The 24,784-nt window shown below is 35.6% G+C and carries 24 protein-coding genes; 9 read left to right on the forward strand and 15 right to left on the reverse strand.

The annotated features are described in order from the left end of the window. The first annotated feature begins 407 nt into the window (after window positions 1–407). From CXF67_RS01140 to CXF67_RS01150, 3 genes are read left to right on the forward strand one after another with little or no spacing between them, the layout of a single operon-like run. The gene (locus CXF67_RS01140; RefSeq protein WP_102087072.1) at window positions 408–1,133 is read left to right on the forward strand and encodes a polyprenol monophosphomannose synthase; all 726 of its coding nucleotides are present in this window, start codon (window positions 408–410) and stop codon (window positions 1,131–1,133) included. Between the two features lie 3 nt (window positions 1,134–1,136). Beyond that, window positions 1,137–2,477 carry a dihydroorotase gene (locus CXF67_RS01145; protein ID WP_102087073.1) on the forward strand — a complete coding sequence of 447 codons (1,341 nt, stop codon included), beginning with the start codon at window positions 1,137–1,139 and terminating at the stop codon, window positions 2,475–2,477. Further along, window positions 2,478–2,930, forward strand: a complete 453-nt coding sequence (locus CXF67_RS01150; RefSeq protein ID WP_102087074.1) for a DUF4296 domain-containing protein — start codon at window positions 2,478–2,480, stop codon at window positions 2,928–2,930. It abuts the gene before it with no gap. On the opposite strand, the gene CXF67_RS01155 is transcribed toward CXF67_RS01150, so the two are convergent. Then, window positions 2,931–4,001 (reverse strand): SDR family oxidoreductase, encoded by a 1,071-nt coding sequence (locus CXF67_RS01155; RefSeq protein ID WP_102087075.1) that lies wholly within the window; start codon window positions 3,999–4,001, stop codon window positions 2,931–2,933. Between CXF67_RS01155 and tyrS the strand changes: the two genes are divergently transcribed. The 3 genes from tyrS (at window position 4,000) to CXF67_RS01170 (ending at window position 7,502) form a co-directional block, all read left to right on the forward strand. Next, window positions 4,000–5,295 (forward strand): tyrosine--tRNA ligase, encoded by a 1,296-nt coding sequence (gene tyrS, locus CXF67_RS01160; protein ID WP_102087076.1) that lies wholly within the window; start codon window positions 4,000–4,002, stop codon window positions 5,293–5,295. The genes CXF67_RS01155 and tyrS overlap by 2 nt on opposite strands. A 443-nt stretch (window positions 5,296–5,738) precedes the next feature. Further along, window positions 5,739–6,503 carry an exodeoxyribonuclease III gene (locus CXF67_RS01165; protein ID WP_102087077.1) on the forward strand — a complete coding sequence of 255 codons (765 nt, stop codon included), beginning with the start codon at window positions 5,739–5,741 and terminating at the stop codon, window positions 6,501–6,503. Between the two features lie 39 nt (window positions 6,504–6,542). Continuing rightward, entirely contained in the window at window positions 6,543–7,502 is a 960-nt protein-coding gene (locus tag CXF67_RS01170) for an OmpA/MotB family protein (RefSeq protein WP_102087078.1), read from the forward strand. A 27-nt stretch (window positions 7,503–7,529) separates the two neighbouring features. Here the strand turns inward: CXF67_RS01170 and CXF67_RS01175 are convergent, their stop codons facing one another. The 3 genes from CXF67_RS01175 to CXF67_RS01185 are packed head-to-tail and all read right to left on the reverse strand — an operon-like array spanning window position 7,530 to window position 10,427. Beyond that, the gene (locus CXF67_RS01175) at window positions 7,530–8,198 is read right to left on the reverse strand and encodes a response regulator (protein ID WP_102087079.1); all 669 of its coding nucleotides are present in this window, start codon (window positions 8,196–8,198) and stop codon (window positions 7,530–7,532) included. Window positions 8,199–8,203: 5 nt separating this feature from the next. Beyond that, window positions 8,204–10,204: a tetratricopeptide repeat-containing sensor histidine kinase gene (locus tag CXF67_RS01180; protein WP_102087080.1), complete on the reverse strand. Its 2,001-nt coding sequence runs from the start codon at window positions 10,202–10,204 to the stop codon at window positions 8,204–8,206. A 43-nt stretch (window positions 10,205–10,247) separates the two neighbouring features. Continuing rightward, window positions 10,248–10,427: a hypothetical protein gene (locus tag CXF67_RS01185; protein ID WP_102087081.1), complete on the reverse strand. Its 180-nt coding sequence runs from the start codon at window positions 10,425–10,427 to the stop codon at window positions 10,248–10,250. 458 nt (window positions 10,428–10,885) lie between these two features. On the opposite strand from CXF67_RS01185, the gene CXF67_RS01190 reads away from it, so the two are divergent. After that, complete coding sequence (locus CXF67_RS01190) at window positions 10,886–11,224, forward strand: single-stranded DNA-binding protein (protein ID WP_102087082.1); 339 nt, start codon at window positions 10,886–10,888, stop codon at window positions 11,222–11,224. A gap of 376 nt (window positions 11,225–11,600) precedes the next feature. Here CXF67_RS01190 and CXF67_RS01195 read toward each other — a convergent pair whose 3' ends face one another. The 11 genes from CXF67_RS01195 to CXF67_RS01245 all read right to left on the reverse strand — a co-directional run bounded on the left by CXF67_RS01195 (window position 11,601) and on the right by CXF67_RS01245 (window position 22,002). Beyond that, window positions 11,601–11,804, reverse strand: coding sequence for a hypothetical protein (locus tag CXF67_RS01195; protein ID WP_257984535.1), 204 nt, complete (start codon window positions 11,802–11,804; stop codon window positions 11,601–11,603). A gap of 45 nt (window positions 11,805–11,849) precedes the next feature. After that, a complete protein-coding gene (locus tag CXF67_RS01200) occupies window positions 11,850–12,797 on the reverse strand; it encodes a 2-hydroxyacid dehydrogenase (protein WP_102087083.1) in 948 nt (315 codons plus the stop codon). Window positions 12,798–12,837: 40 nt separating this feature from the next. After that, entirely contained in the window at window positions 12,838–13,248 is a 411-nt protein-coding gene (locus CXF67_RS01205) for an acyl-CoA thioesterase (RefSeq protein ID WP_102087084.1), read from the reverse strand. A 1-nt stretch (window position 13,249) separates the two neighbouring features. Further along, the gene (gene mgtE / locus CXF67_RS01210) at window positions 13,250–14,599 is read right to left on the reverse strand and encodes a magnesium transporter (RefSeq protein WP_102087085.1); all 1,350 of its coding nucleotides are present in this window, start codon (window positions 14,597–14,599) and stop codon (window positions 13,250–13,252) included. Further along, the gene (gene rsmA, locus CXF67_RS01215; protein ID WP_102087086.1) at window positions 14,589–15,455 is read right to left on the reverse strand and encodes a 16S rRNA (adenine(1518)-N(6)/adenine(1519)-N(6))-dimethyltransferase RsmA; all 867 of its coding nucleotides are present in this window, start codon (window positions 15,453–15,455) and stop codon (window positions 14,589–14,591) included. The genes mgtE and rsmA overlap by 11 nt, the downstream gene beginning before the upstream one ends. Continuing rightward, window positions 15,452–15,763, reverse strand: coding sequence for a DUF4286 family protein (locus CXF67_RS01220; protein WP_102087087.1), 312 nt, complete (start codon window positions 15,761–15,763; stop codon window positions 15,452–15,454). Before CXF67_RS01220 ends, rsmA begins: the two co-directional genes overlap by 4 nt. 2 nt (window positions 15,764–15,765) lie before the next feature. Next, entirely contained in the window at window positions 15,766–17,556 is a 1,791-nt protein-coding gene (locus CXF67_RS01225; protein WP_257984536.1) for a tetratricopeptide repeat protein, read from the reverse strand. Window positions 17,557–17,833: 277 nt separating this feature from the next. Continuing rightward, window positions 17,834–19,105, reverse strand: a complete 1,272-nt coding sequence (gene serS, locus CXF67_RS01230; protein ID WP_102087089.1) for a serine--tRNA ligase — start codon at window positions 19,103–19,105, stop codon at window positions 17,834–17,836. Window positions 19,106–19,458: 353 nt separating this feature from the next. Continuing rightward, window positions 19,459–19,755: a chaperone modulator CbpM gene (locus tag CXF67_RS01235; RefSeq protein ID WP_102087090.1), complete on the reverse strand. Its 297-nt coding sequence runs from the start codon at window positions 19,753–19,755 to the stop codon at window positions 19,459–19,461. After that, entirely contained in the window at window positions 19,752–20,603 is an 852-nt protein-coding gene (locus CXF67_RS01240) for a J domain-containing protein (RefSeq protein WP_102087091.1), read from the reverse strand. Before CXF67_RS01240 ends, CXF67_RS01235 begins: the two co-directional genes overlap by 4 nt. Before the next feature lie 391 nt (window positions 20,604–20,994). Further along, a complete protein-coding gene (locus CXF67_RS01245) occupies window positions 20,995–22,002 on the reverse strand; it encodes a Gfo/Idh/MocA family protein (RefSeq protein ID WP_102087092.1) in 1,008 nt (335 codons plus the stop codon). A 254-nt stretch (window positions 22,003–22,256) separates the two neighbouring features. Here CXF67_RS01245 and CXF67_RS01250 point away from each other — a divergent pair, with 254 nt between their 5' ends. Next, window positions 22,257–22,985: a phenylalanine-4-hydroxylase gene (locus tag CXF67_RS01250; protein ID WP_102087093.1), complete on the forward strand. Its 729-nt coding sequence runs from the start codon at window positions 22,257–22,259 to the stop codon at window positions 22,983–22,985. A gap of 200 nt (window positions 22,986–23,185) precedes the next feature. Beyond that, window positions 23,186–24,418: a serine hydrolase domain-containing protein gene (locus CXF67_RS01255; protein ID WP_102087094.1), complete on the forward strand. Its 1,233-nt coding sequence runs from the start codon at window positions 23,186–23,188 to the stop codon at window positions 24,416–24,418. Window positions 24,419–24,784: the final 366 nt, after the last annotated feature.

Raw genomic sequence — 24,784 nt, forward strand, 5'->3', positions numbered from 1 at the left:
TAAAAAAATCAATAGCAATAAAAAGATTTGAAGATATGGGATGATATTAAAGTCACTGCTTTCGGATATTACATAAAGGAAAAAAGATAATCCTAAGAGACTTGATAAAAAAATAAAAACCTCGGAGAGCTCTATGCGTCTTTTTTCAGAGAATTTTTTGTTAAAAAAAGACATGTTATAAAAAGAGTTTACATAAGAAAAAAAGTAGTTGGTCTTGTTCCACTTTATAATCAACATAAATATCAAGATAAGCAGGATAATTCCAACAGTCCAATGATGATCTTGTGATAGTCTTAAGGTCAAAAACAAGTTTAATATTTGAGACAAATGTAAATTAAAATGAAGTTTTATAGATGAGATTTAGCTTGTAAAATATATATTTGTCAGTCAACATTTAATACGACTTGATGTCTCACAAATTAGTCATCATTCCTACATATAATGAAATTGAAAATATTGAAAAGGTCGTCAGAAATATTTTCTCTCAACCTGTCAATTTTGACATCCTCGTTGTAGATGATTCTTCCCTTGACAAAACTTGGGCTTTAGTTCAAAAATTACAAGAAGAGTTTAAGGGTAGGTTACATTTAGAAATAAGAAAATCTAAGAGCGGCTTAGGGAAAGCCTATTTACACGGGTTCCATTGGGCTCTCGAAAGATCTTATGATTATATTTTTGAAATGGATGCCGACTTTTCTCATAATCCAAATGATCTAATAAGGCTTTATAATACTTGTCTTAAAGATGGTTTTGATATGAGTATTGGATCGAGATATATAACTGGGGTTAATGTGATAAATTGGCCTATGAAAAGGGTCTTATTGTCTTGGTTAGCTTCAAAATACGTAAAAATTATTACGGGATTACCTATAGAAGATACTACTGCTGGATTTATTTGTTATCATCGGAAAGTGCTGGAGGATATGGATCTTAATAAAATAAAGTTTGTAGGTTATGCGTTTCAAATTGAAATGAAATTTAAAGCCTTTAAAAAAGGGTTTAAAATAAAGGAAATTCCAGTTATATTTACAGACAGGACAAAAGGAAAGTCGAAAATGAGCACAGGCATCATCAAAGAAGCTGTCTTTGGTGTAATGAGCCTGAAATTGAAAAGCCTTCTAGGTAAAAATTGAGTTATGAGAGAATATCTAATCAAAAATTCTAAGATCGTCAATGAGGGTAAAATCTTTGAAGGCGACGTTCATATCAAAGACGATTGGATAGTAGAGATTTCTTCATCGATAAGTGCAAAATCGAGTGACATCAAAATTATTGATGCTGGTGGAAAACATCTTATCCCAGGCGTTATAGACGATCAAGTTCACTTTAGAGAACCTGGATTAACCCATAAAGAGACGATACTCACAGGATCTAAAGCTGCTATTTCTGGTGGCATCACCTCCTATTTTGAAATGCCCAATACCAATCCACAAACCACTACCATAAAGAAGTTAGAAGAAAAATTTAGTATCGCTAAAAAAAATTCTTACGCTAACTACTCCTTTATGTTTGGTGGTACAAACGATAACTTGGAGGAGATCAAAAAAATAAACCCTAAAACTACGGCGGCCTTAAAGTTGTTTTTAGGCTCTTCAACTGGTAATATGTTGGTAGATAACGAAAAGGTCCTTGAACAAATCTTTAAACATTCACCCCTCATCATTGCTACCCATTGTGAAGATGAAGACACTGTAAGAAGAAATTTGGATGCTTATCTTAAGACCTACGGCGAAGACATCCCTATAAAATATCATCCAGCCATTCGAAGCGAAGAAGCTTGCTATTTATCGTCGTCTAAAGCTGTTGCTTTAGCCAAAAAAACAGGCGCTAGATTACATGTCTTTCACCTATCAACGGCCAAAGAATTAAAATTATTTTCCAGTAAGCTGCCGCTTAAAAAGAAAAAGATTACTGCTGAAGTTTGCATTCATCACCTCTGGTTTGACGATACAGATTATGAGAAAAAAGGAACCTACATCAAATGGAATCCAGCTGTAAAAACAGCAAAAGACAAAGAAAAACTCCTAAAAGGACTAAACAACAACTTGATAGATGTAGTTGCATCAGACCATGCTCCACATACCAAGGAAGAAAAAAACAACACCTATACTAAAGCACCAAGTGGAGGCCCACTTTTACAACACGCTTTACCAGCCATGCTAGAGTTTTACCATCAAGGCAAATTAAGCTTGGAAAAAATTGTAGAGAAAATGTGCCACAATCCAGCCATCTTATTTGATATAGACCAACGCGGTTTTATAAAAGAGGGTTATAAAGCGGATTTAGTCCTTTTAGACTTAAAAGCACCTTGGACAGTTAACTCTAGCAATATATTTTATAAATGCGGGTGGTCCCCTTTTGAAGGGTCAACCTTCAAGTCTAGGGTAACCCATACCTTTGTAAATGGCCACTTGGTCTATGAGAATTTCAAATTTAATGAGGGCAAGTTCGGTCAACGCCTAAAATTTGATAGATAAATGAAATACACTCTATATTTATTATTCATTTGTATTGTTTCATCACTGAGTTGTCAAAAGATTAAAGATGTCGAAAAACCAGATAAACTTTTGAACAAATCTGAAATGAAAGGCCTCATTTATGATATGGTCCTCCTAGACGCCTCTTATGGGGTTAATGAAAAGAAATTTAAAGATATGAGTTTGGATATGCTGGAGTTTATCTCTACTAAATATCAATTGGATAGTACCCAGATCAAATTAAATATTGAGTATTACAACATCCACTTTGATGAGAATCTTGAAATTTATGAAGCTGTAAAAGACAGCCTTGAAAGATTAGATAAACTCTATATTAATCGCGCAAAGGAAATTGATAGTTTGAAAAAATTAAAGAGAATAAAAAAAGATTCTATTGCCAAATTAGACACCTTGTCTCCAAAAAAAATACTTAAAGTGCAAAGTAAAACCTGATTAGGATCTTTGTAAAATCTTCGAAGCATAAACCGTAAACGCTTCAAATTTAAAGTCTAACTCAGATTTTATTTTATCAGAAGAATAGAAGGAGTATTCAAATAAATTCGGGATGGCATCTAAGGTCAATTGCCGTTTATATGAAGTCAAAAAAGACCTTAGAATTTCAAAGCACCAAGCCAAGTATAACATCCATGGTTTTAGAGCCAACTTTGGAGGTGAGACTTGATATAATCTAGAAAATTCATCGATGACCTTTTTAAATTTTAAATTTTCGGAGACCACTATAAAACGTTCATTAATTATAGGGCTTTTCATAAGTTGATGCATCACTTTACTCACATCATACACACTCACAAAACCAGTGATTTTTTGGGGATAAAACTTAAGTCCATTTTTAATCTTGAAAAGCAGCAGTCCACTCCCTGACTCATAAAATCCATCTCCCAATATAATTCCAGGATTCACAATCACAACGTCAAGACCTTCTTGAGACCCTCTCCAAACTTCCATCTCTGCACCATATTTGGATATTTCGTAAGAAGATTGTTTTAAGTCTTCAGTTAAAACAGTCTCTTCTGTGACAAATTCTTGGCCCAAAGTTTTTCCTAAAGTTGCGATAGAACTCACGTGACAAAACTTCAAAATGGAAAAATCTATGGCCAAATTTACCATATTAGAGGTGCCTTCAATATTTATTTTTCGCATCATTTTATACTCAGAGGGACTATTACTTATCAATCCAGCGCAATGATAAACATGAGTTACATCTAAGAAAGCCTCTTCAAGCCTAGGTATATTTAAAATATCACCTTGAAACCACTCGACAAATTGATTTACTTCTCGCGGAGTAATGCCGTATTTCAAAATAATAGAAATGGCCTGATCTTGCTTCGTTTTGGTTCTATATAAAGCCCTTGTTTGTTCTTTATTCAAAATAAGCTGAGCTAAAAGATGTGCTCCAACAAGACCTGTAGCTCCAGAAAGTAAATTCATTTGGTAAATATACAAATTTCGAAAGTTGAAACCTTTTTCATTATAATATCTTTGCCATAAATCAATACAGATCATGAAAAACGATTTTATAGAAGAAGTAACTTGGAGAGGGATGATCCACGATGTTATGCCGGGGACTCAGAACCACCTAAATGAATCAACTAGAGCGGCTTATGTAGGAATAGATCCAACTGCAGATTCCCTTCATATTGGCCATTTGGTAAGCGTAATGATGCTGAGGCATTTTCAACTTGCAGGACACAAGCCTGTAGCTTTGGTTGGCGGCGCTACTGGTATGATAGGAGATCCTTCGGGAAAGTCTCAAGAACGAAATTTTTTAGATGAAGCTACATTAAGGCATAACCAAAACGCTTTAAAAGCACAATTATCCAAATTCTTAGAGTTTGATGCTAAAGAAGATAATTCTGCTATCCTAGTAAATAACTATGATTGGATGAAGGATTTTTCTTTCTTAGATTTTATTAGAGATGTTGGTAAGCATATTACTGTAAATTATATGATGTCCAAAGAATCTGTAAAAAAACGTTTGTCTTCAGAGTCTAAAGAAGGTATGAGTTTTACAGAATTTACTTACCAGCTTGTTCAAGGTTACGATTTTTTGCACCTCTATAGAACACAAAAATGTACTTTACAAATGGGGGGAAGCGATCAATGGGGTAATATTACAACAGGCACAGAATTGATTCGCCGCATCGACCAAGGAAAAGGCTTTGCACTAACCTGCCCATTGATTACAAAAGCTGATGGTACCAAATTTGGTAAAACAGCAACAGGGAATATTTGGTTAGATCCTAAAAAAACATCGCCATATAAATTTTACCAGTATTGGATCAATACCAGTGATGAGGATGCAGAAATATTTATAAAGATTTTCACCTTCCTTTCTCAAAAGGAGATTTCAGACTTGGTGAACACCCATAAAGAACAGCCACATTTAAGGCAACTGCAAAGTAGGCTAGCAGATGAAATCACAGCTGCAGTACACTCTGAAAAAGATTTAGATAAAGCAAAAGAGGCTTCTCAAGTTCTATTTGGGAAAAGCACTGAAGAAGACTTAGCAAAGCTCGATGAAGCTACATTTCTGGATGTCTTCGAAGGGGTCCCGCTTAAAGAATTAAGCAAAGATATCTTAAATGATAACTTTGATATGATTGCTGCACTTTCTGCAGAAACTGAGTTTTTAAGCTCAAATGGTGAAGCAAGAAGAGCCTTAAAAGAAAATTCTATATCCGTAAATAAGTCTAAAGTAGGGTTGGATTATACGCTTACAGAAAAAGATTTAATCAACGGTAAATATGTTTTAATCAATAAAGGAAAAAAGAATACTTATTTGATAAAATTCAACTAAATAAACTTTAACTCAAAAAAAAATGCTCTCTAAAGGGAAGCTTTTTTTTTGTGACTTAGAACAGAAAAGCCTTGAGCGAGTGCTCAAGGCTTTTCTTAACTAACCAATCTATTATGAAAAAACTTCATCCTGACACAAATATAAAGCACATATTCATATTGTAAAAACAATTGCAAAATAATCTTCAAATTATTAACAATTAAAAGTTTAAACATCTCATTTTCAGTTATCTGAATTATCTTAAATTTATAATAACTTTTAGATAATCAAAGACATCTCTGCGAATTCATAAAATATGTGTTCTAAAAAAATTTAACTTTTAGAGGCAGGCCATAGGAAGACTCCAAGCAGTAAACAGCTTAAACGCTCAATGAAGAATTAAAATTTTAAAACCCCGAAACTAAGTTGATGAGGTTTATGTATTTTTGAATAAAAATGAAGACATGAAAATTATTTCATACAACGTAAACGGCATTAGAGCCGCTCTCAAAAAAGGATTGATAGATTGGTTAAAAGCCGCAGATGCAGATGTGGTGTGTTTTCAAGAAACCAAAGCACAACCAGAACAGATAGATAACAGTATTTTTGAAAACATTGGATACAACTATTGTTACTGGTATTCCGCAGAAAAAAAGGGCTATAGCAGCGTTGGTATACTTTGTAAATCTGAACCCAAGCATGTCGAATATGGAACGGGAATAGACTATATGGATAGAGAAGGGCGAAACCTAAGGGTCGATTTTGAAGACGTCTCCATAATGAGTCTCTATCTTCCTTCAGGCACAAACGATGCTAGGCTGAACTATAAGTTTACCTACATGGATGATTTTAAAGTTTATATCGAAAATTTAAAAAAAGAAATCCCTCCCCTAGTCATTTGTGGAGACTACAATATTTGCCATGAGGCCATAGATATTCATGACCCCGTAAGATTGAAAACGGTCTCTGGTTTTTTACCAGCAGAGCGTGAATGGTTATCTAAATTTTTAAAGGACTCTGGCTTTGTAGATTCCTTCCGAAAATTAAACGAAGATGTTGTACACTATTCATGGTGGAGTTATAGAGCAAATGCCCGGCAAAATAACAAAGGCTGGAGGCTAGATTATCTCTTGGTTGCTCAAGAAATAGAAGACAGGTTGTTGAGGTCTGTCATTTTACCAGAGGCTAAGCATAGCGACCACTGCCCTGTCTTACTCGAATTGAAATAAACCAATTAAACTCTCGTTTTCAATTGAAATAGTTACACTATGAAAACAGTTAAATTTGTTTTAATCGGATTTACAATTTTAAATCTTGTGGGTTGCGTTAGCCAAAAAAGATTCTTAGAGCTAGAGGATGAATTTGGCAGCTTACAAAGAGTCCATACTCAGCTTAACCGAAAGCTAGACGATTGCAATTCTGAAAAAACAGCCTTGGAAGATGAACTCTCCTATTCCAAAGATAGTATTGAGGTTTTAAAATCTCAATGCGACGACCTTTCTAAAGACTTGCAAACCACTAAAAGTACCTTAGAAAAGCTAAACGAGTCTTACGATGCTTTAGAACAAAACAGCTCACAAGCCCTTGCCGCTAATTCTAAACAAAACAGAGAACTTATAGAACAGTTGGAGCTAAAAGAAAGTGCTCTCGCCAAAGAACAAACCCGCCTAGAACAACTTCAAAAGGATTTGCAAGCGAGATCCAACCAGATTGGAGAATTACAATCTCTCATTGCAGATAAAGAGCAAAAGATGATAACTTTAAAAGAAAATTTATCGCGAGCATTAACCAATTTTGAAGGACAAGGCTTGAGCGTCGAGCTGCGAGATGGCAAAGTATATGTGTCTATGGAAAACAAACTCCTGTTCGCTTCAGGAAGCTGGACCGTAGGGGGCGAAGGTCAAAAAGCCGTAGAGGAACTTGGCAAAGTCCTCGCAGATAATCCTGATATAGCTGTCTTAATAGAAGGCCATACCGATAATATACCTTACGGAGGAAATGGACCAATAACAGATAATTGGGACCTGTCGACCAAGCGGGCTACCGAAGTCTTAAAACTGCTGTTAAAAAATGGAAAAATCAATCCTCAAAATCTGACTGCAGCGGGAAAGGGTGAGTTTGAACCACTAGCCCCTAACACAACGGAAGAGGGAAAAGCTAAAAACCGCCGAATTGAAGTGGTATTGACGCCAAAACTAGATGAGATTTCAAACTTATTAAGTGAATAAACAAGCTGAACTAAAAAAGGATTCTTACTATAAGAATCCTTTTTCTTTTGCCTTTTCTACCAATATTTTATCGTTGGTATTTGGAATATCAAAGAAAAATTTCATTTGCTTCTTTCGCTTTTCAATTGTGCTTAAGGAAAGGTCCATGTGATCAGGAATATTTTTGGTAAGAATACCCTTAGAAATTAAATAAAGAATCCTCAAGTCTTCTTCATCGATATTATGAGCAAACTCAATGGTTTTTTTCATCATTTTTTGTACGGTAGTACTGTGATAAGTATGCCCTCTAAGTAAACTTTCTATAGCAGCAATTAGGATATCTGGGTTGGTATCTGACTTTACAAGAAATCCGTTGGGATCTATACGTCGCAAAACATTTAATACCTTGTAGTTGTTTTCCAACATGGTACATATTAAAAGTTTGGCTTGAGGCTGACTTTTCTTGGCGAGTTTAGCCAAGTCCTCTCCAGAGTTATACTTACCATCCTCGCTTGCAGGCAGGGAAAGATCTAGACAAATAAGATCATACTTTTTATCTTCGTTTAAAATTTTCTCGGCGGCATCCGTACAATTTAAGGCTGAATCTTTAGAGAATTCTAGTTCATCATTATGTTCCTTTATGATTTCCAAGGCTTGTTCAAAACCTGCAATTATCATTGGATGATCGTCAACAAGAAGGACATTATACTTAGGCATAGGTTTTATTTGAGAGGAATAAAAATACTAATTTTAGTTCCATTACCAACCTTAGAATCAATACTTATTTTACCGTGGACTTCATAGACTCTAGACTTTATATTCTTTAATCCAATGCCCGGTTTTTTTTGGTTATTGAAGCCTTTGCCGTCATCTTTAATGATGAGTTCAATTTCCTTTGCAGATTCATTTAAGCTGAATTTGATAAATACAAAGCTGGCTTTGGCGTGTTTTTGAATATTCATGATGGCCTCTTGGAGGATTCGGTAAGTATGCATTTTTACTACAGAAGCTATTAAGGACCAGTTCACAGAATCGTCTATTGTAAGTTGGTGACTTCTCTCTAGCTGTTGCTTTTGAATGAGATCTTGAATAAGATCTCCAAATTCTTTATGCTCATCAAAATAGGTGTTGGATAATTCGTGAGATAAGCTCCTGATTTGGCGTTCAACATCCATCAAATTATCGGTGAGTTGGCCGAATTTTTCATCACCTTTTATCCCCGTTTTATATTTGTAGAACATCAGATTCATCCGGTTAGCATAGAGTTCAGTGAGAATGTTGTCGTGTAATTCTCTAGCAATACGATCCCGTTCCTCTCGCTTGCCTTCGTCTTTCCTTGCACTTTGAAGAAGAAGAAGTTCGTATATTTTTTCATCCGCCACTTTTTGATCACGTTCCAGTTCTAAAGCTCTGTTTTTGGATCGCTGAACGTAAAATATAAAGACTGAACTTCCTAAGATAATGATGAGAGAGGTAATAAGGAAAATGATGGTGCGTTCTTCTTCGAGCATTTTTGCACGTTGCTGGACCTCTTCAGTTTCAAAACGGATACGTTCAAATTTATTACGCACTTTTCTCTCTTCAATTTGAAGACTATCGCTAAGATTGATATAGGAAGTGGTATAGGAGTAACTGTTACTGGGTTGCAAGTCTGCTAAGAGTTGCCAAGAGGCTAAGAGGTCTCTATTGTTGTTATTGCTTTGTGCTGTGGAATTTGCCGAAAAGGCAAATTCCACAGCTTTTGTGGTGTTTCCTATAAATTGATAGTATTCAGCGATGTGAATCTGACTAATAGAAATACCAGCGAGGTGTTTAATATTTTGCCTTATATCTAAAGCCCTTTGCATATCGGGAAGCACATTCTGAGTTTCTCCAGTTTCTAATCTATTAAAGGCCAGATTGTCTAAAGCCATTGCGTAAAGATAAGGATCTCTTTGGTACAGGTTTTTGGTGGATAAGGTCTTTCGGTAGTTTTTTATAGCAATCTCAAAGTTTTTTTGGTCTTCATGAACATTACCAATATTATTAAAAGTTGCTGCTCTATATAAATCTGGGACTTCTACTTTACCTAAAGCCTGTAAGGCATTGTTTAGATATGTTAAGGCAACCTCAAAATTTCTGAGATTATAATTGGTTATACCTAACAAATTATAAGATTTATACAACAAATCAAAATTTTGGATTTCTTGAGAAATTTCAGTAACCTTGATTAAGTTGACTTCAGTACCTGTAAAATCTTTAGCTTGGCTTTGAATTAACGCTAAATTATAAAGCATTTGAGCATAATTTCCTAAATCATTTTTTTGATTGTAGAGAAATTGAGCTTCATTATATGCGTAATAAGCAGAATCAGTTTTATTTTGGTTTAAATAATTATCACCAAGATTCCAATAGAAATTAGCCAATGAAATAGTATCTGTATATTTTCTAGATATTTTTCTACCAAGTTCATTAATTTTAAGGTAATATCTTGAATTTGAGTTTAAAGCTCTATAATCAATTGTTTTAAGGTATTTAATTTGGAGACTATCATTTTTGATTCGTTGTACGAATTGAAAAGATTTATTTAAATTTTCTTCTTTATTGATGTTAGTGTCAAATTTCTTAAGATGTGTCAAAATAGAGTCCCTTAGATCAGGATTAACTTTGAGTTTATCTTTTTTTTGATCTTGGCAACTAAAAATAAAAATAATTCCGACAAAATAGTATATCCAACGCTTCATTAAGTTCGTTCTAAAATCTTGTCTAAATTAAATAAATTAAATTTTAAAGATCACTATCATCAGGCGGAGTATTTGTAGCTCTATAAGCTCTATTTTCTCCTCCAGTTCCAAAAATTTCTTCTGGAGTTTCTCCTTCGTATTGATCATCGCTAAACGCTTCTGGTGAACATCCTGCAAAGAAAAATAAACATACCATTGTGAAGATTCCGATAATTTTTTTCATAACTCTAAATTTTATAATTAATTATTTATTTGTTCTTTTTATTTTCTACAAATATAAGTGACATAAAAACATTTGTATTACGGTTTGACCGTACACTTGTTACGGTTAAACCGTAATTTCCAATTATATCTCTTGGAAGCCTAGTTATTGCTGGAATGTGAATATGTAAAATTTTTAATGTTTATATATATGAGCTATTTTTCTTATTCTCTAAGCCACTTTTATTGGTTTTCCATTGATAAATACCCTCTTAAAAATCAACATACTAACAAATTTTTAAAGTCTTAAAGCGTCTATAAACGGCTACAATCGTTTGTAAACGCAAGTAAAAGGAAGTAACTGGATAACCGTCAATTAAAAGGAACTCGTGCTCTCATCTTTGCCCTGTCGATAGGAAACACCATCGATATGGTTTAGAAAGACTAAGCCCATTTAAAAACCCATTTAATTTTATAGTTATGAGTACTTTAAAAAATTCAGTACAGTTAATGGGCCACTTAGGCCAAGATCCAGAAGTTGTCAACCTTGACTCTGGGAAGAAACTCGTTAAATTCTCTATCGCTACCAACGAGTATTATCACGACACTAGCGGCGAAAAAGTCACCAACACCTATTGGCATAATATCATTGCCTGGGGCAAAACCGCTAGCTTTATTGAAACTTATGTCAAAAAAGGACAAGAGGTTTTAATAAAAGGGAAACTCGCTCCCCGCTCCTACGAAACCAAAAATGGTGAAAAACGCTACATCACAGAAATCAATTGTTCTGAGATTGTGACGACCTCGCAGAAGGTGTAAAATTATCTTTATTAAAATTGATAAACTCCCTGTTTTAAATAAAGCAGGGAGTTTTTTGTTTCTGTATATTTTGGTCAAACCTTTACAGGTTTATAGAAATATCTAAGAATCAACACCGAAATAACGAAAACAGTGGTTAAAGAGCTCTGTAAAGATTTTAATATACTGCTACCCTACAATATCAGTTTAAACCTATAATGCCGCAATAAATGGTTTTACCAAAACGAATTCGGCACAGGCTTTTTTCGCTTGCTTTTTATCAAAAATATTTACCGTAGCTGAGGCTATGCTAATTACTTTTAATTTCAATAAATTAGAGAACCTGTGCTGAGCTACGTCGTTGTATAATTCAATTTATTTATACGTCATTATAAATTTAATTAGGTAATACGGGTTTGTAGAAATACCCAAGAATCAGAACCGATAGAACGAAAGCAGAATTTAAAAAGCCTTGTAAATCTTTTAGTGTGTTGCTACCCTCAAAAATGGATTCCCAGTCTAATGCTATTCCGGAAGCAATAGATGACTCTATAACAAGAAGTATGAGGCCTATGTGAAGATTTCTATTTAGTGAAATCACTTATCCTTTTTATAGTTGAACAACTCAACTTCTCACTAAAGATACTTAATCTACTTTAAAATCCGAGTGGATTTTATCGACTATAGTTTGAGCGAGTTTAATGTGGCTTTCAAAAGTCCAGCCAGCAACATGTGGACTCAAAACTACATTTGGTGCGTCTATGAGGTATCGAAATGCCGTAGGAATGTCTTTCTCTTGTGAGAATAAATCTTCAAAAGACGTTTTTTCATATTCCAAGACATCTAAACCTGCTCCTAGGATTTTCTCTGACTTAAGTCCATTCACCAAATCTTCTGTCACCACACTTTTACCCCTTGCCGTATTGATAAACCAAAAGGGTTTTGACATGGACTCTATAAACTTTGCATCGATCATGCCTAAGGTTTTGGACGTTTGAGGAGTGTGTAAACTGATGACCTCTGCTTTGGCTTTTAATTCCTTCAAGCTAACTTGCTTGGCATTGGCATCGCCAAGGTTTTCTAAAATATCACAACACAAGACTTCAACCTCAAATCCGCTCAATTTCTTAGCAAAAGCTTTTCCTGTATGACCGTAACCAATAATACCTACCGTTTTACCTTCCAACTCATGCCCTCTATTTTCCTCACGTCTCCACTGACCGTTTACCACTTCGTCGTGTGCTGTTCGTAATTTATTAAACAAAGAAAGCAGCATGCCAAGTGCGTGTTCAGAAACGGCATTGCGGTTTCCTTCTGGTGCGTTATAAAGTTGTATTCCTTTTTCTTGGGCATAATCAATGTCTATATTTTCTAAACCAGCGCCTACCCGACCTATAAATTTAAGATGAGTAGCATGATCCAAAAACAACTTGTCAATTTTGAAACGACTCCGGATGATGACACCATCATAGTGGTGGATTTTAGCTTCCACCTCAGCTTTTGTACTTGTAAAATCTTCAATGTTTTCGAAACCCAATGTGGTTAATTCCTTGATCATTAAAGGATGATTACTGTCCAGATGTAATATTTTCATAGTACTAAAGTTTTAAACTGAATATCGCTTAAGCATCAAGCTAAAAAGACTCAAATTCAATATAAGGCCTTATAATAGCTGTAGTGATAAGACTTGGTTTTTTGGTAACTCTATCGATAAAACACCAACTGGTTTTAGCCTCTACCACAGTTTTTCCATCGGTTTTACGGGTGATAAGTACCCGACGTTCCGACTTCACTTTCGAATAAGTTTCTATCCAGGTGGTTAAGATAAGCTCTTCGCCTAAAAAAGCCTGCCGCTTGTAGTGTACATGATGGTTCAGAACAAACCAAGCGTGTTTTTCTCGAGTTTCCACCGGTGTTTTGGCAGTCCAATGCGCTTCAGAAATGTCCAAAACCCATTTGATATATTCCAAGTTATTGACATGGTTCCACTCATCCAAATGTTGAGAAGCGACCGTTAATTCTTGCTGAAATGGAATAGGCGTCATTCTAAAAGTTCAGTATTAATTTGGCGATATAGAAATAAGCCAAAATCCCAATGATATCATTACTCGTTGTGATAAAAGGACCTGTAGCAATAGCTGGATCAATCCCGCGTTTATTCAAAATAATAGGTACGAACGTCCCTATTAAAGCCGCCATGATAATCACCGATAAAATAGAAATCGCAATGGTAAGGCTTACTAAAAACTCCATAGAGGTGGCTGCTCCAAAAACCAAAACTAAGATTCCCAAAGCGCAGCCGTTAATAATACTTAACGCCACTTCTTTAATCAGTCGCTTCACCAAGCTATCTTTTACAGAATCATTGGCAAGACCTTGTACAATAATCGCCGAGGATTGTACCCCAACATTTCCAGCCATAGCCGCAATAAGAGGTGTGAAGAAGAATAGGATTTCATATTTTTCCAAAGCAGAATCGAAGCCTTGCATCACATAAACAGCTCCCAAGCCTCCAAAAAGTCCCAAAATAAGCCAAGGCAATCTGGCCCGTGTAAGTTCCCAAACGCTACTATCTGCCTCGACGTCTTCAGAAATACCTGCTGCCATTTGGTAATCTTTATCGGCTTCTTCTTTAATGAAATCTAGAATATCATCTACAGTAATTCTTCCGACCAATCTTCCGAATTCATCCACTACGGGAATGGCTTCCAAATCGTATTTTTGCATTACTCTTGCCACTTCCTCCCCAGACGTGTGAACATCTACATAATCCACATTACGGATGTAGACATCTCCAATTTCTGCTTCACTAGAAGCGGTGATCAAATCTTTTAAAGACAACCTGCCTTTCAATCTTCCTTTGTTATCCACCACATAGATCGAGTGAACGCGCTTCACATTTTCGGCCTGGTTCCGCATTTCGGTCATGCAACCGGTAACGCTCCAATTTTCATTTACCCGAATAAGCTCTTTAGCCATAAGCCCCCCGGCAGAATTTTCATCAAATTTAAGTAGCTCTACAATGTTTTCTGCGTGCTTCTTATCCTTGATGTTGGAAATAACTTGAGTCTTGATATCCTCGGAAAGTTCAGATATAATATCTGCTGCATCATCGGTATCCATTTCCTCAATCTCGTTGGCAATTTCCTTGGCATTGAGGTTTCTCAAGATTTTCTCTCGGTCATCCTCATCCATCTCCATCAAGACTTCAGACGTTTGATCGCTACCTAGTAACTTTATAATATAAGTGGCCTCATCCATGGTCAATTCATCGAGAATCTCGGCAATATCGGCATGGTGAAATTCTTCCAAATGCGTTTGAAGCTCTTGATCTTTTTGTTCCTCAACAAGAACTTCTATTTTCTCAATAAATTCTTTGGTGAATTCAAATGACATCTTGGCTTATTTTTAAAGTCAAATCGATAAATTGCTCAACACTTAACTGCTCTGGGCGTTTTGTAAAGATAGGATCTTCTCTCAATTCTGGTGAAAGGTTGAACTTTTTTAAGCTGTTACGCAAGGTTTTCCTTCTCTGTTGAAATGCTGTTTTTACCACATCCCGTAATTTTTTCTCCTCACAAGGCAACTCATAATTTTCCTTGCGCTGCAACCTCAATACCCCACTATGGATTTTGGGGGGGGGATCAAATGCCTCTGGGGGAACTGTAAACAAATACTCAGCTTTATAGAAAGCCTGAACCAAAACCGATAAAATTCCGTAGGTTTTACTCCCTTCTGAAGCACAAATTCGCTGGGCGACTTCCTTTTGAAACATCCCTGAAAATTCTGGAATTTGCTCTTTATATTCCAAAGTCTTAAAGACGATCTGTGTAGAAATGTTATAAGGGAAATTACCGATAATCGCAAATTGAGTATCTCTGAAATAATCTGAAAGATCCACTTTTAAAAAATCAGCTTCTATCACCGTAAGTGCTTTTGAATCCCCTTCGATGTGGTGTTCCTTTTTAAATGAAGAGTTTAAAAAGGCAATCGACTCACGGTCGAGATCCATAGCCACAAACTGACTGTATTTTCCCAATAGATATTTGGTTAATACACCCATACCGGGTCCAATTTCAAGGACACTGCTGTAATTGTCTTTTTGCAAGGTCTCCGCAATACGCTTGGAGATATCTTCATCAATAAGAAAATGCTGCCCCAAATGCTTTTTGGCTTTCACTTCCCTAACGCCTTGTTCAAAATTTGTCTTAAACACTTCGTCGTCTATTGAGGTTCTTTCTTTTTCACTCATAATTCTTCGTGTACAATTTCCATTTCCGTTCTAAAACTTACAAATTTACCATCAAAAAGTTTGGTTTGTGCCCTAAGTTCATCTGCATCTTCTTCAAAATAACGCTCCAAAATGGCTTTACTCTGAACTTTATATTGCGTAGAATACGTGATACCTCCCATAGATTCTATCACATCCACTCTACTCATGGTAGCGCTTATAAACTTTCCCGTTTTTATCATAGCAGGAATATGCTCTTCTTTCATCCACTCCACCCATTGGTCATGGACATCTTCTTCTATATTGGTCGTCACGTTGTAAATAAACATTTTTATTGTATTTGATCTCCTCTTAGCATTCTGAAACGCTTTCTAGCGTCCACAAAATATAAGCTATCGGGATAATTAAAAATTAGGGTTTCGAAATAAGGTTTTGCTTGATCTGGATTTTTTAGCTCATCCATATAGAGCGTTCCAAGAAGAAAATTGGCATTGTCTGCCAAGATCTCATCGCTATGCTTGTCTACAATACGTTGTAGATAAGGAAGTGCTTTTTCCACGTCTTGGTTGGCTAGATGTAGTTTTGCAATCCTGAATAAGACTTCATCCACAATGGAAGGCGATTGATGGTCTTCAAGAACTCTTTCCAGAATAGTTAAAGCCTGAAGGGGTTGATTTTGAAACAGTAACAAATCTGCTTTTGCAACAAGTTTCAAGTCCTTTCGCAACGTGTCTTCTTGGCTATTGTCTTTGATCAGCAGAGCCAACTCCATAGCATCATTTGCTGTCAATTGAGAGGCCGATGATTTTAAAACCTTAAGCTGCGTCAAAGCCCAGTCGAAATCTCCTCTATAATAACTGGTCTTGGCCACTTTAAATCTTGCTTCTCTAGCGATATCTGTATTTGGAATAAGCTTTTCCACTTGGGTATACAAGAGTAAAGCTTGGTTGAATTTTGAATCTTGCACCATCAAATCGGCCTGTAGCAATTTCAATTCTGCAATTTGTTGCTGATATAAATCTTGACTCGCAATAAGTTCAATTTGCGTTAAAGCTTTTACGACATTTCGCTTTTGATAAGCAAAAAATTCAACAAAGTCTTTTTGAATTAAAAAGCTATCTCTGTTTCTGCCAATCTTTTTAATAAAACTAGTGTAAGCCTCTTCAATAGCTTCATACTCATCTGGTGAAGTCATGATAAGTTGCTTCACTAGCAAAAGTTCTCGTTCTGCTGAAAGTAATTCCCGCTGACTTGAGGCCTTCTCCACTGCAAAATAAAGCATTTCCTCAGCCGAAGTTAGCTTTTTCTTGTCTTTAGAAATTAAGGCTAAGTCGATGATTCGACTTAAAGACTTAAGATCTTGTCGTTGATAAATAGCTTTTTCTTGCGCAAAGGCCTTTGTGTAATCCTCCTGCTGAACAAAGAGCCAGCTCAGCATTTCATTGAAGATAAGCTCTGGATTTTTTTGACTGCGTTGCAACAAGACTCTTCTTAGAGCGACATTGGCAGCGTTGTTTCCATCTTCTGTGATATATTGAGTAAAGTTTCTATTTAAAATCTGGAAATAGCTTGTGTTTTTAGCTATGAGATCCATGTAATTCTCAAACATCTTCATGTATTTACTTTGCTCTCCATAAATACGAGCCAACTGAATGGTATTATTACTTCTAGGCTCTATCTGCTGGGCCGTTTCGTAAGTTTGAACCGCAAGATCCAAGAGCCCATATTTTTGAAAAACATTGCCTACAGAATATGAAAATCCTGGTCTAGCTTGTACTTGTGCTATGGCTCTTTGGTAGTACTCTTGGGCTTTTAGCGTATCGCTTTGTTTTTGGTACAAATACCCTAACTCGATTTGAATATTGGGATATTCTCCAATTTCGGTGAGATAGGTTCTCAAGACACGTTCAGCGTCTTCGATTTTGCCCATGGCTTGTAAAGTCTCTACGTAACCAAGTAACCAGTTTTGTTGCCCTGGATTCTTTTTATGTAGATTACCAAAGATGGAGGCGGCCTTTTCATAGTCGCCTTGATCTAAATAATTTCTAGCTAAATCTTCACTTTGTGCAATACCCACGGTAAAGACAAAGCACATCAGAAGACTTAAAAAACAATTCATCATTGAAAAATAGAGCGTTTTCGAAAACATTCTCAAATTTACCGAAATATTTATGGGCGTCATCACATCTTAGAAAGATTTCTTTAATATGAAGTGACTAATACCAATTTAAACCTATAATGTCGCAATAAATCATTTCTTTTTCGCCTGCTTTTTATCAAAAATAATTACCGTAACTAAGGCTATGCTAATTATTTTTAACTTCAATCAATCAAAAAATAATTCAATTTATTTATACGACATTATAAATTTAATTTGGTATAACACTTGTAATTTGAACCTATGAAATCTTATCGAAGCCTGCATAAGGCCTTAACACCTCGGGAATAACAATACCCTCATCGGTTTGATAATTCTCTAGAATTCCTGCCAAAACTCTTGGCAAGGCCAAAGAACTCCCGTTAAGCGTATGAATCAAAGCCTTTTTATTATCGACATCTTTATAGCGAATCTTCAAACGGTTGGCCTGAAAGGTCTCAAAATTAGATACAGAGGAGATTTCCAACCAACGGTCTTGAGCTGTTGAAAACAATTCAAAATCGAAAGTTAATGCAGACGTAAATCCTAAATCACCTCCACACAATCTCAAGATGCGATAGGGCAATTTTAATTCCCTTAAAATAGTTTTAATGTGCTCTACCATAGCATCCAAGACTTGATAAGAGTCATCAGGCTTCACAAGGTTTACCAATTCTACTTTATCGAACTGGTGTAAGCGATTAAGACCGCGAACGTGTGCCCCATAACTTCCTGCTTCCCTTCTAAAACAAGGCGTATAAGCCGTTAATTGAATAGGTAAATCCTTAAAATTAAGCAAATCATCACGGTAAATGTTGGTAAGAGGAACTTCAGATGTGGGGATCAAGTACAAGTCATCATTTCCAACGTGATACATCTGCCCTTCTTTATCTGGAAGTTGACCCGTTCCATAGCCAGAAGCTTCGTTGACAAGAAGTGGAACTTGGACTTCATTATAGCCGGCTTCGGTATTTTTATCCAAGAAGTAAGAAATTAAAGCTCTTTGTAAACGCGCACCTTTACCTTTGTAAACAGGAAATCCTGCGCCTGTAATCTTATTGCCTAATTCGAAATCAATAATATCATATTTCTTGGCAAGTTCCCAGTGAGGTAAAGCTGATTTGGATAAGATGGGGATTTCTCCTTCAGAAAAAATCTCTTCATTGTCCTCTTCGCTTTTTCCAGCAGGGACAGAGGGATGTGGAATATTAGGGACTTGATATAGCAAAGCCTGAAGCTCTGTTGCTACGTCTCCCATCTCTTCACCAAGACGCTTAGAATCTTCTTTAAGCCCAGCTGTTTTCACCTTTGCAGCATTCGCTTTCTCGGCCTCACCTGACTTAAAGAGCATACCTATTTCTTTGGAAAGCGAGTTGGATTCAAAGAGAATTTCGTCTAATTTTTTTTGAGTGGAGCGTCTCCTCTCATCTAGATTTAAAATAGCTTCAAAAACAGAATCCGCTTCAAAATTCCTTTTCTTAAGAGCTTGAACGTACTCCTTTTGATTCGCTCGAATGTGCTTAACTTCCAACATAATACTTGTGCTTTGCAAAAACTATAACATCTGGTCTAGCGCTATAATTTTACTTATTTCTTGCAAATTTAGCAATTCAAGCTTCTTTGGCAATTTAAAACTCAAATAAAAAATGGGTAAAATTAGTAAAGGTTATAAATAGTATTGAGGAACATATCATTCAATATCACCTCAATATTATATGGTTTAGAAATATGAATTTCCTGTCCGTCTGTTTTTTTTGGATTTCATCTTTAAAAAGCAAGTAGAAAAAAAAAACGATTTATTGCGAGATTATAGGTTTAATTTGGTGTATTGCTTTATGACTTATTTATTTTTAGTCTTCCCTAAAAACAATCTGACTTTTAAAACACTCATTCTTCATATAACCTTAGCTTGTTTTTGGTAGTTATAAGTTCTTCTTGCAAAGTTTCTATCTTTTTCAATAGATTAAAAACAGTATCAATCCCTTCCATATTGATATCGAGTTCGTGATGCATTCTAATCATTTTTTCAATATGAACGACATAATCCTTATGCACATACTGAGAGTGCTCTATGGTTCTTATTTCAATTAAATCAAAATCATTCAAATTGATCAAAAACGACATTTCGATATCGTAGTGCACGCATAACTGTTGAAGGGGAATAAGACTCTCTAGATTCATCATAAGCGTAAGTTTTGGAGCTCATTAAACAATTCCTTTTCCTCAGTCGTAAGTTGAGTAGGCAGTTTCAAATTATAGGTGATATATAAATCTCCATACTCACCTTCTTTTTTATAGACTGGAAATCCTTTTCCTTTGAGTTTTACTTTGGCACCGTTTTGAGTTTCTGGCTTCACTTTCAGTTTCACTTTACTATCTAAAGTCTCTACTGTAACCTCACCGCCAAGCATAGCGGAGTACAAATCAAGGTCTACGGTTTTGTAGAGGTCGTCGCGATTTCTTTTAAATTCTGTGGAGTTCTCTATAGAAAACTTGATGTATAAGTCTCCCTTAGGCCCCCCATTTATGCCTTCCCCACCTTGTCCTTTTATTTTAATTTGCTGTCCATTTTTGACACCTGCAGGAATGGTTAGACGAATGTTTTTCCCATTTATAGTGAGTGTTCGCTTAGTGGTAGTGTAAACCTCTTTTAAATCAAGCTGTAGTTCTGCATTGTAATCCTGACCTCGAAAACCAACACCAGACCCTCCTCTACTGCCTTGTCCTCGACCTCCAAACATAGACTCAAAAAAATCAGAATAATTACCACTATACTGCTGTTGCCTTGCTTTATTGAAGTCTCCTGCATGCTTCCAATCCTTGCCATGCGTGTCATATTTCTTTCGGCTTTCTGGATGACTCAAGACTTCGTTCGCTTCATTGGTTTGCTTAAACTTTGTTTCAGCTTCCTTGTCACTGGGATTTAGATCAGGATGGTATTTACGAGCCATTTTGCGATAAGCTTTTTTGATTTCGCTTTCCGTCGCGCTTTTTTCAATTCCAAGTATCTCGTAGTAATTTATGTATGCCATTCTCTGCTAAAATATAATTATATCTATTTAAATACTGGAATCCAGCGTCATTTAAAAGGTACTGCTTTTTTAGTAATTATCTCAAAATGTATTTTACCAATTTAGCAATAAAATGTTGTATAAAATCAGTTTCTTTTTCATCAATTAATCTTCATAAAATAGAACCGTAACTAGTGCTATGCTTATATTTTTTTCCTTAACTAAATAAAAAACCTGTGCTGAGCTACGTCCTAGTATAATTAAAATTTTTAATGCATCATTTCAAAACTAAATTGGTATTACTTATAGATCGACGCCTATTGTCCAAATAAAAATTTAGGAAGAGTCTAAAAACCTATAGGGGATTAACTTTAAGAAATCCAAACCAAATGAGGCTTAAAAATCTTAACCATTAATGATCCAAATCTTCCTTATACCTAAGACCTATTTGCTTCCTAATAGTATCTAATGTTTGAAGTAACTCCAGAGAAGACTTAAGAGACATTTCAGGACTTTGTGTAAGACCTCGATCTAGACAATCATGAACATGTTCAATCTCAAATTGAAAACCATGTGGTGAATAATGAAAGTCTAGATGCTCTTCTCCAGCTTTAGTAGTGATAGTGAGTTGATCGGTATTATGAAATCTAGATCCAAATTCTACGCTAGCCTTTTCAAAATAAACTTTAGCCTTGGAAGGTGTTGTTTTAGCAAAACTAGAAGACAGCTGTGCCACAGCTCCACCGGGATACTGAAAGTGTATTGCATTGGAAACATCTACGCCTGTTTTAGAAAACTGAGCGGTTGCCTTTATATCCTGTGGCAATCCTAAAAGCTTTAAAGCCAAATACACGGGATAAATCCCTATATCCAGAAGAGCTCCGCCGCCTAGAGCTTTATTAAATAGGCGAGCTTCAGTATTAAATTCAGCTTTAAAAGAGAAATCTGCTTCAATTTTTAAGCATTTCCCATAAGTTTCCTTTTGAGTAAGGTCATAGACTTTTTGAAGATGAGGCATAAAATTGGTCCAGAGGCCTTCCATCAGGAACCTATCAGTGCGCTTTGCTTCAGAAATCAAGCGGCTCAATTGATCTACATTCATAGCTATTGGTTTTTCACACAAAACGGCTTTATGATGTTGAAGTCCTAGTAAGGCATGTTCAAAATGGAAAACATGTGGTGTGGCAACATATATAATATCAACCTCTGGGTCTTTAACTAAATCGATGTAAGAATCATAAGCTTTTTCAGCGTTAAAGTCACCAGCAAAAACCTTACCTTTTTCCAGTGATCTTGAAGCTACAGCATAAAGAGTAGCACCTTCTATCTGCGTTATATCTGAGGCGAATTTGTGCGCAATTCGCCCTAAACCTAAAATTCCCCAACGGTATGGTCGTGACATCATGATCTGATTTTTCATAAAATTAAAACAATCAGATGAATTGATCGTGAATAGCGCCTAAAATTAAAATCACTCTATAGCTGCAGTTTAACACTTGTTGATTTTGCCACTATCCATTTTATATTTAGTTTTGGGTTTATGAATAATACAAATACATCCTATTACTATCAACCACTTCTAAATTTTAGAATCGGTTAATGGTATACTATATTTACACCTTAATTAAATCCCGATTCAATTGAATCGGGATTTTTATTTTAAAACGAATTGCTATGCAAGACATGTCTAAATACACCAAAGACGATTTATGGGTTTGGAATACCCTATTTACTAGACAAAAAGAAAATATATCAGGCAAAGCTTCCAAATCTTATATCGATGCTTTAAAGAATATGTCTCCTGTTTTAAATGCCGATGAAATCCCTGATCTTGAAAAGATTAATTCGTGGTTTAAAACCGAAACTCAGTGGGAATTGCAAGTAGTCCCTGGGCTGATTCCTGTAGAAGAGTTTTTCAAATTGCTTGCCGAACGAAAGTTCTGCTCTTCCACTTGGTTACGTTCCAAAGACAGTTTAGACTACCTAGAAGAACCAGACATGTTTCATGATGTTTTTGGTCATGTGCCTTTATTAAGTGACCCTGTATTTTCAGAAGTTGTGTGTGAGTTTGGAAAATTGGGATGTCAATTTCTAGGAGATACTGAAAAACTTATACAATTACAACGCCTTTACTGGTTTACAATAGAATTTGGGGTCATAAAAGAGCAGGGGAGTATCCAATCCTATGGCGCTGGTATTTTATCTTCCTCTGGTGAGACTAATCAGATCCATGAACAAAAAGCTAATTTTATAGACTATTCTATTCAAGCTATTATTGAAAAAGAATTTAAAACAGATATTATGCAAGAAGATTATTATGTGATTTCTTCTTTTGAAATACTATTTGACTCTTTAAAAGCCCTTGCTGATGTTTGGAATACCGAAACCATACTAGCGGAGTAGACATATAAGATAGTTTAAAGACAAAACTAAGTTGACTTTTTCATCCTTGGCAATGAAATAAGAACGAAATTATAAAATCCCGTTATAATCCTGGGTTTTAGTTCTAAATTATATTTTAATTGGTTAAAATTGCAAGTCAAATGATTTATAGCAATAATGTATAATATTTTGCATTATAAATGAAGTTATTACATTAATTAATGAAGTTCAACTCTAAGCTTGTCACAAAACTATTTGTTTTAGGATCTATCCTAGGAATGATTACTTATACCATGTTTCAAAACTTTGCCTTTAGCAATTTTGAAACCATGCCTTCAGATAACTCAGAAGTGACTGATCCCATTCCTAAGGTGCCACTAGTAAATTATAATTCCCTGTTTTCTCCAGAACTTCACATTTTTGAGGATCAAATTCAGAAGAGAGCTAAACGCAACAGCATAAGTGGATCTGTTATTGTCGCTTACAAGGATCAAATTTTATATGAAGAAGATTTTGGCTACAAGAATCCTATTACAAAAACTCCTATGGAGCCAAATATGTCTTACCAGTTGGCATCGGTAAGTAAACAATATACAGCAGCGGCTATTCTAAAATTATACCAAGAAAAACGTTTGGACATCGATCAATCTGTGTCTACTTATTTACCAGGTTTTAAATTTGAAAAAGTGACCATTCGAGATTTATTAAAGCATAGGTCTGGACTTTGGAACTACATGTATCTAACGGAAAAGTATTGGGAAAAAGATATTGCCCCCAACAATCTGGAGGTTGTAGATTTGATTAACACCAACGCACCAAGACTCAATTTTCCTGCGGGTCGATATTTTAGTTATAGCAATACAGGTTACGTAGTTTTAGGAGCTATCGTTGAGCAAATAACTCAACTCAATCTTGGAAAATTTATTGAAGAAGAGTTTTTATTACCACTCTGCTTGGATGAAACCTTTGTCGACAAACACGACAGAAATGAAACTGTTATTCTAGACGGTTACCAATCCTATGGACGCTCTTTTATTGAACTTCCTGAAGGTTTTCATAATAATGCCATGGGAGACAAGGGAATTTATGCCTCTGCAAAAGATTTATTCGTGTGGTTTCGAGATTTAAAAAATGGTAAAATAGTAAATGAAAATAGTGTTGACTTGATGTTTGGTAGAAATGAAAATGGCAAAAACAAAAGTTACGGAATGGGATTTAGACTTGAACACAAGAGTGGTGAAGAGGTTATTTTCCACAATGGTTTGTGGGATGGATTTAGAAATGGCATAGAATTTCACCCAAAAGATGATCTTGTGATCATTGTGATGACTCATACACAAAATAAACAAAAGCGTTACTTCCAAGACTATTTAGTCAAAAAAGCAAAAGACTTTATTCACACTGCTGAACAGCGAAATGAGGTTGAGGAGGATCAAAAAGAATTAATCCTTTAGCTTAGCTAGCTATACTTTATTATTTAACTCCATAGTTACCCCACCCCCAAGACCGTTTCGGAACATCATTTGGTGACCTCAAATCAAAACCTATAGAAAATTTAATTTGGTGTTGGTGGCTGTTCCCGGCAATAAATCTTCGGTTTCTTGGTCAGCCGGAAACATAGCTAAATTATCATATCTACTGTTTGGTGTTACTCCACCATACATGGTGACTTCATCTTAGCTTCCATCTTCTTTACGATGATCATGTTTAAGCTCTATTCCAATTTTAGTTTTGGATAAAATCCAAGTTCTTGATCGGTTTTCTCCTACATTGAAAGAAATATATATCTTTTCATCCTTAACATCCAACACATGCATAAC

The sequence above is a fragment of the Psychroflexus sp. MES1-P1E genome (assembly GCF_002836055.1).
Lineage (GTDB): Bacteria > Bacteroidota > Bacteroidia > Flavobacteriales > Flavobacteriaceae > Psychroflexus.

Excerpts from the sequence above, each read along its gene's own strand:
- CXF67_RS01140 (WP_102087072.1), top strand. The coding sequence starts at position 408 with ATGTCTCACAAATTAGTCATCATTCCTACATATAATGAAATTGAAAAT.
- CXF67_RS01145 (WP_102087073.1), top strand. The coding sequence starts at position 1,137 with ATGAGAGAATATCTAATCAAAAATTCTAAGATCGTCAATGAGGGTAAA.
- CXF67_RS01150 (WP_102087074.1), top strand. The coding sequence starts at position 2,478 with ATGAAATACACTCTATATTTATTATTCATTTGTATTGTTTCATCACTG.
- tyrS (WP_102087076.1), top strand. The coding sequence starts at position 4,000 with ATGAAAAACGATTTTATAGAAGAAGTAACTTGGAGAGGGATGATCCAC.
- CXF67_RS01155 (WP_102087075.1), bottom strand. The coding sequence starts at position 4,001 with ATGATCTGTATTGATTTATGGCAAAGATATTATAATGAAAAAGGTTTC.
- CXF67_RS01165 (WP_102087077.1), top strand. The coding sequence starts at position 5,739 with ATGAAAATTATTTCATACAACGTAAACGGCATTAGAGCCGCTCTCAAA.
- CXF67_RS01170 (WP_102087078.1), top strand. The coding sequence starts at position 6,543 with ATGAAAACAGTTAAATTTGTTTTAATCGGATTTACAATTTTAAATCTT.
- CXF67_RS01175 (WP_102087079.1), bottom strand. The coding sequence starts at position 8,198 with ATGCCTAAGTATAATGTCCTTCTTGTTGACGATCATCCAATGATAATT.
- CXF67_RS01180 (WP_102087080.1), bottom strand. The coding sequence starts at position 10,204 with ATGAAGCGTTGGATATACTATTTTGTCGGAATTATTTTTATTTTTAGT.
- CXF67_RS01185 (WP_102087081.1), bottom strand. The coding sequence starts at position 10,427 with ATGAAAAAAATTATCGGAATCTTCACAATGGTATGTTTATTTTTCTTT.
- CXF67_RS01190 (WP_102087082.1), top strand. The coding sequence starts at position 10,886 with ATGAGTACTTTAAAAAATTCAGTACAGTTAATGGGCCACTTAGGCCAA.
- CXF67_RS01200 (WP_102087083.1), bottom strand. The coding sequence starts at position 12,797 with ATGAAAATATTACATCTGGACAGTAATCATCCTTTAATGATCAAGGAA.
- CXF67_RS01205 (WP_102087084.1), bottom strand. The coding sequence starts at position 13,248 with ATGACGCCTATTCCATTTCAGCAAGAATTAACGGTCGCTTCTCAACAT.
- mgtE (WP_102087085.1), bottom strand. The coding sequence starts at position 14,599 with ATGTCATTTGAATTCACCAAAGAATTTATTGAGAAAATAGAAGTTCTT.
- rsmA (WP_102087086.1), bottom strand. The coding sequence starts at position 15,455 with ATGAGTGAAAAAGAAAGAACCTCAATAGACGACGAAGTGTTTAAGACA.
- CXF67_RS01220 (WP_102087087.1), bottom strand. The coding sequence starts at position 15,763 with ATGTTTATTTACAACGTGACGACCAATATAGAAGAAGATGTCCATGAC.
- CXF67_RS01225 (WP_257984536.1), bottom strand. The coding sequence starts at position 17,556 with ATGATGAATTGTTTTTTAAGTCTTCTGATGTGCTTTGTCTTTACCGTG.
- serS (WP_102087089.1), bottom strand. The coding sequence starts at position 19,105 with ATGTTGGAAGTTAAGCACATTCGAGCGAATCAAAAGGAGTACGTTCAA.
- CXF67_RS01235 (WP_102087090.1), bottom strand. The coding sequence starts at position 19,755 with ATGATGAATCTAGAGAGTCTTATTCCCCTTCAACAGTTATGCGTGCAC.
- CXF67_RS01240 (WP_102087091.1), bottom strand. The coding sequence starts at position 20,603 with ATGGCATACATAAATTACTACGAGATACTTGGAATTGAAAAAAGCGCG.
- CXF67_RS01245 (WP_102087092.1), bottom strand. The coding sequence starts at position 22,002 with ATGAAAAATCAGATCATGATGTCACGACCATACCGTTGGGGAATTTTA.
- CXF67_RS01250 (WP_102087093.1), top strand. The coding sequence starts at position 22,257 with ATGCAAGACATGTCTAAATACACCAAAGACGATTTATGGGTTTGGAAT.
- CXF67_RS01255 (WP_102087094.1), top strand. The coding sequence starts at position 23,186 with ATGAAGTTCAACTCTAAGCTTGTCACAAAACTATTTGTTTTAGGATCT.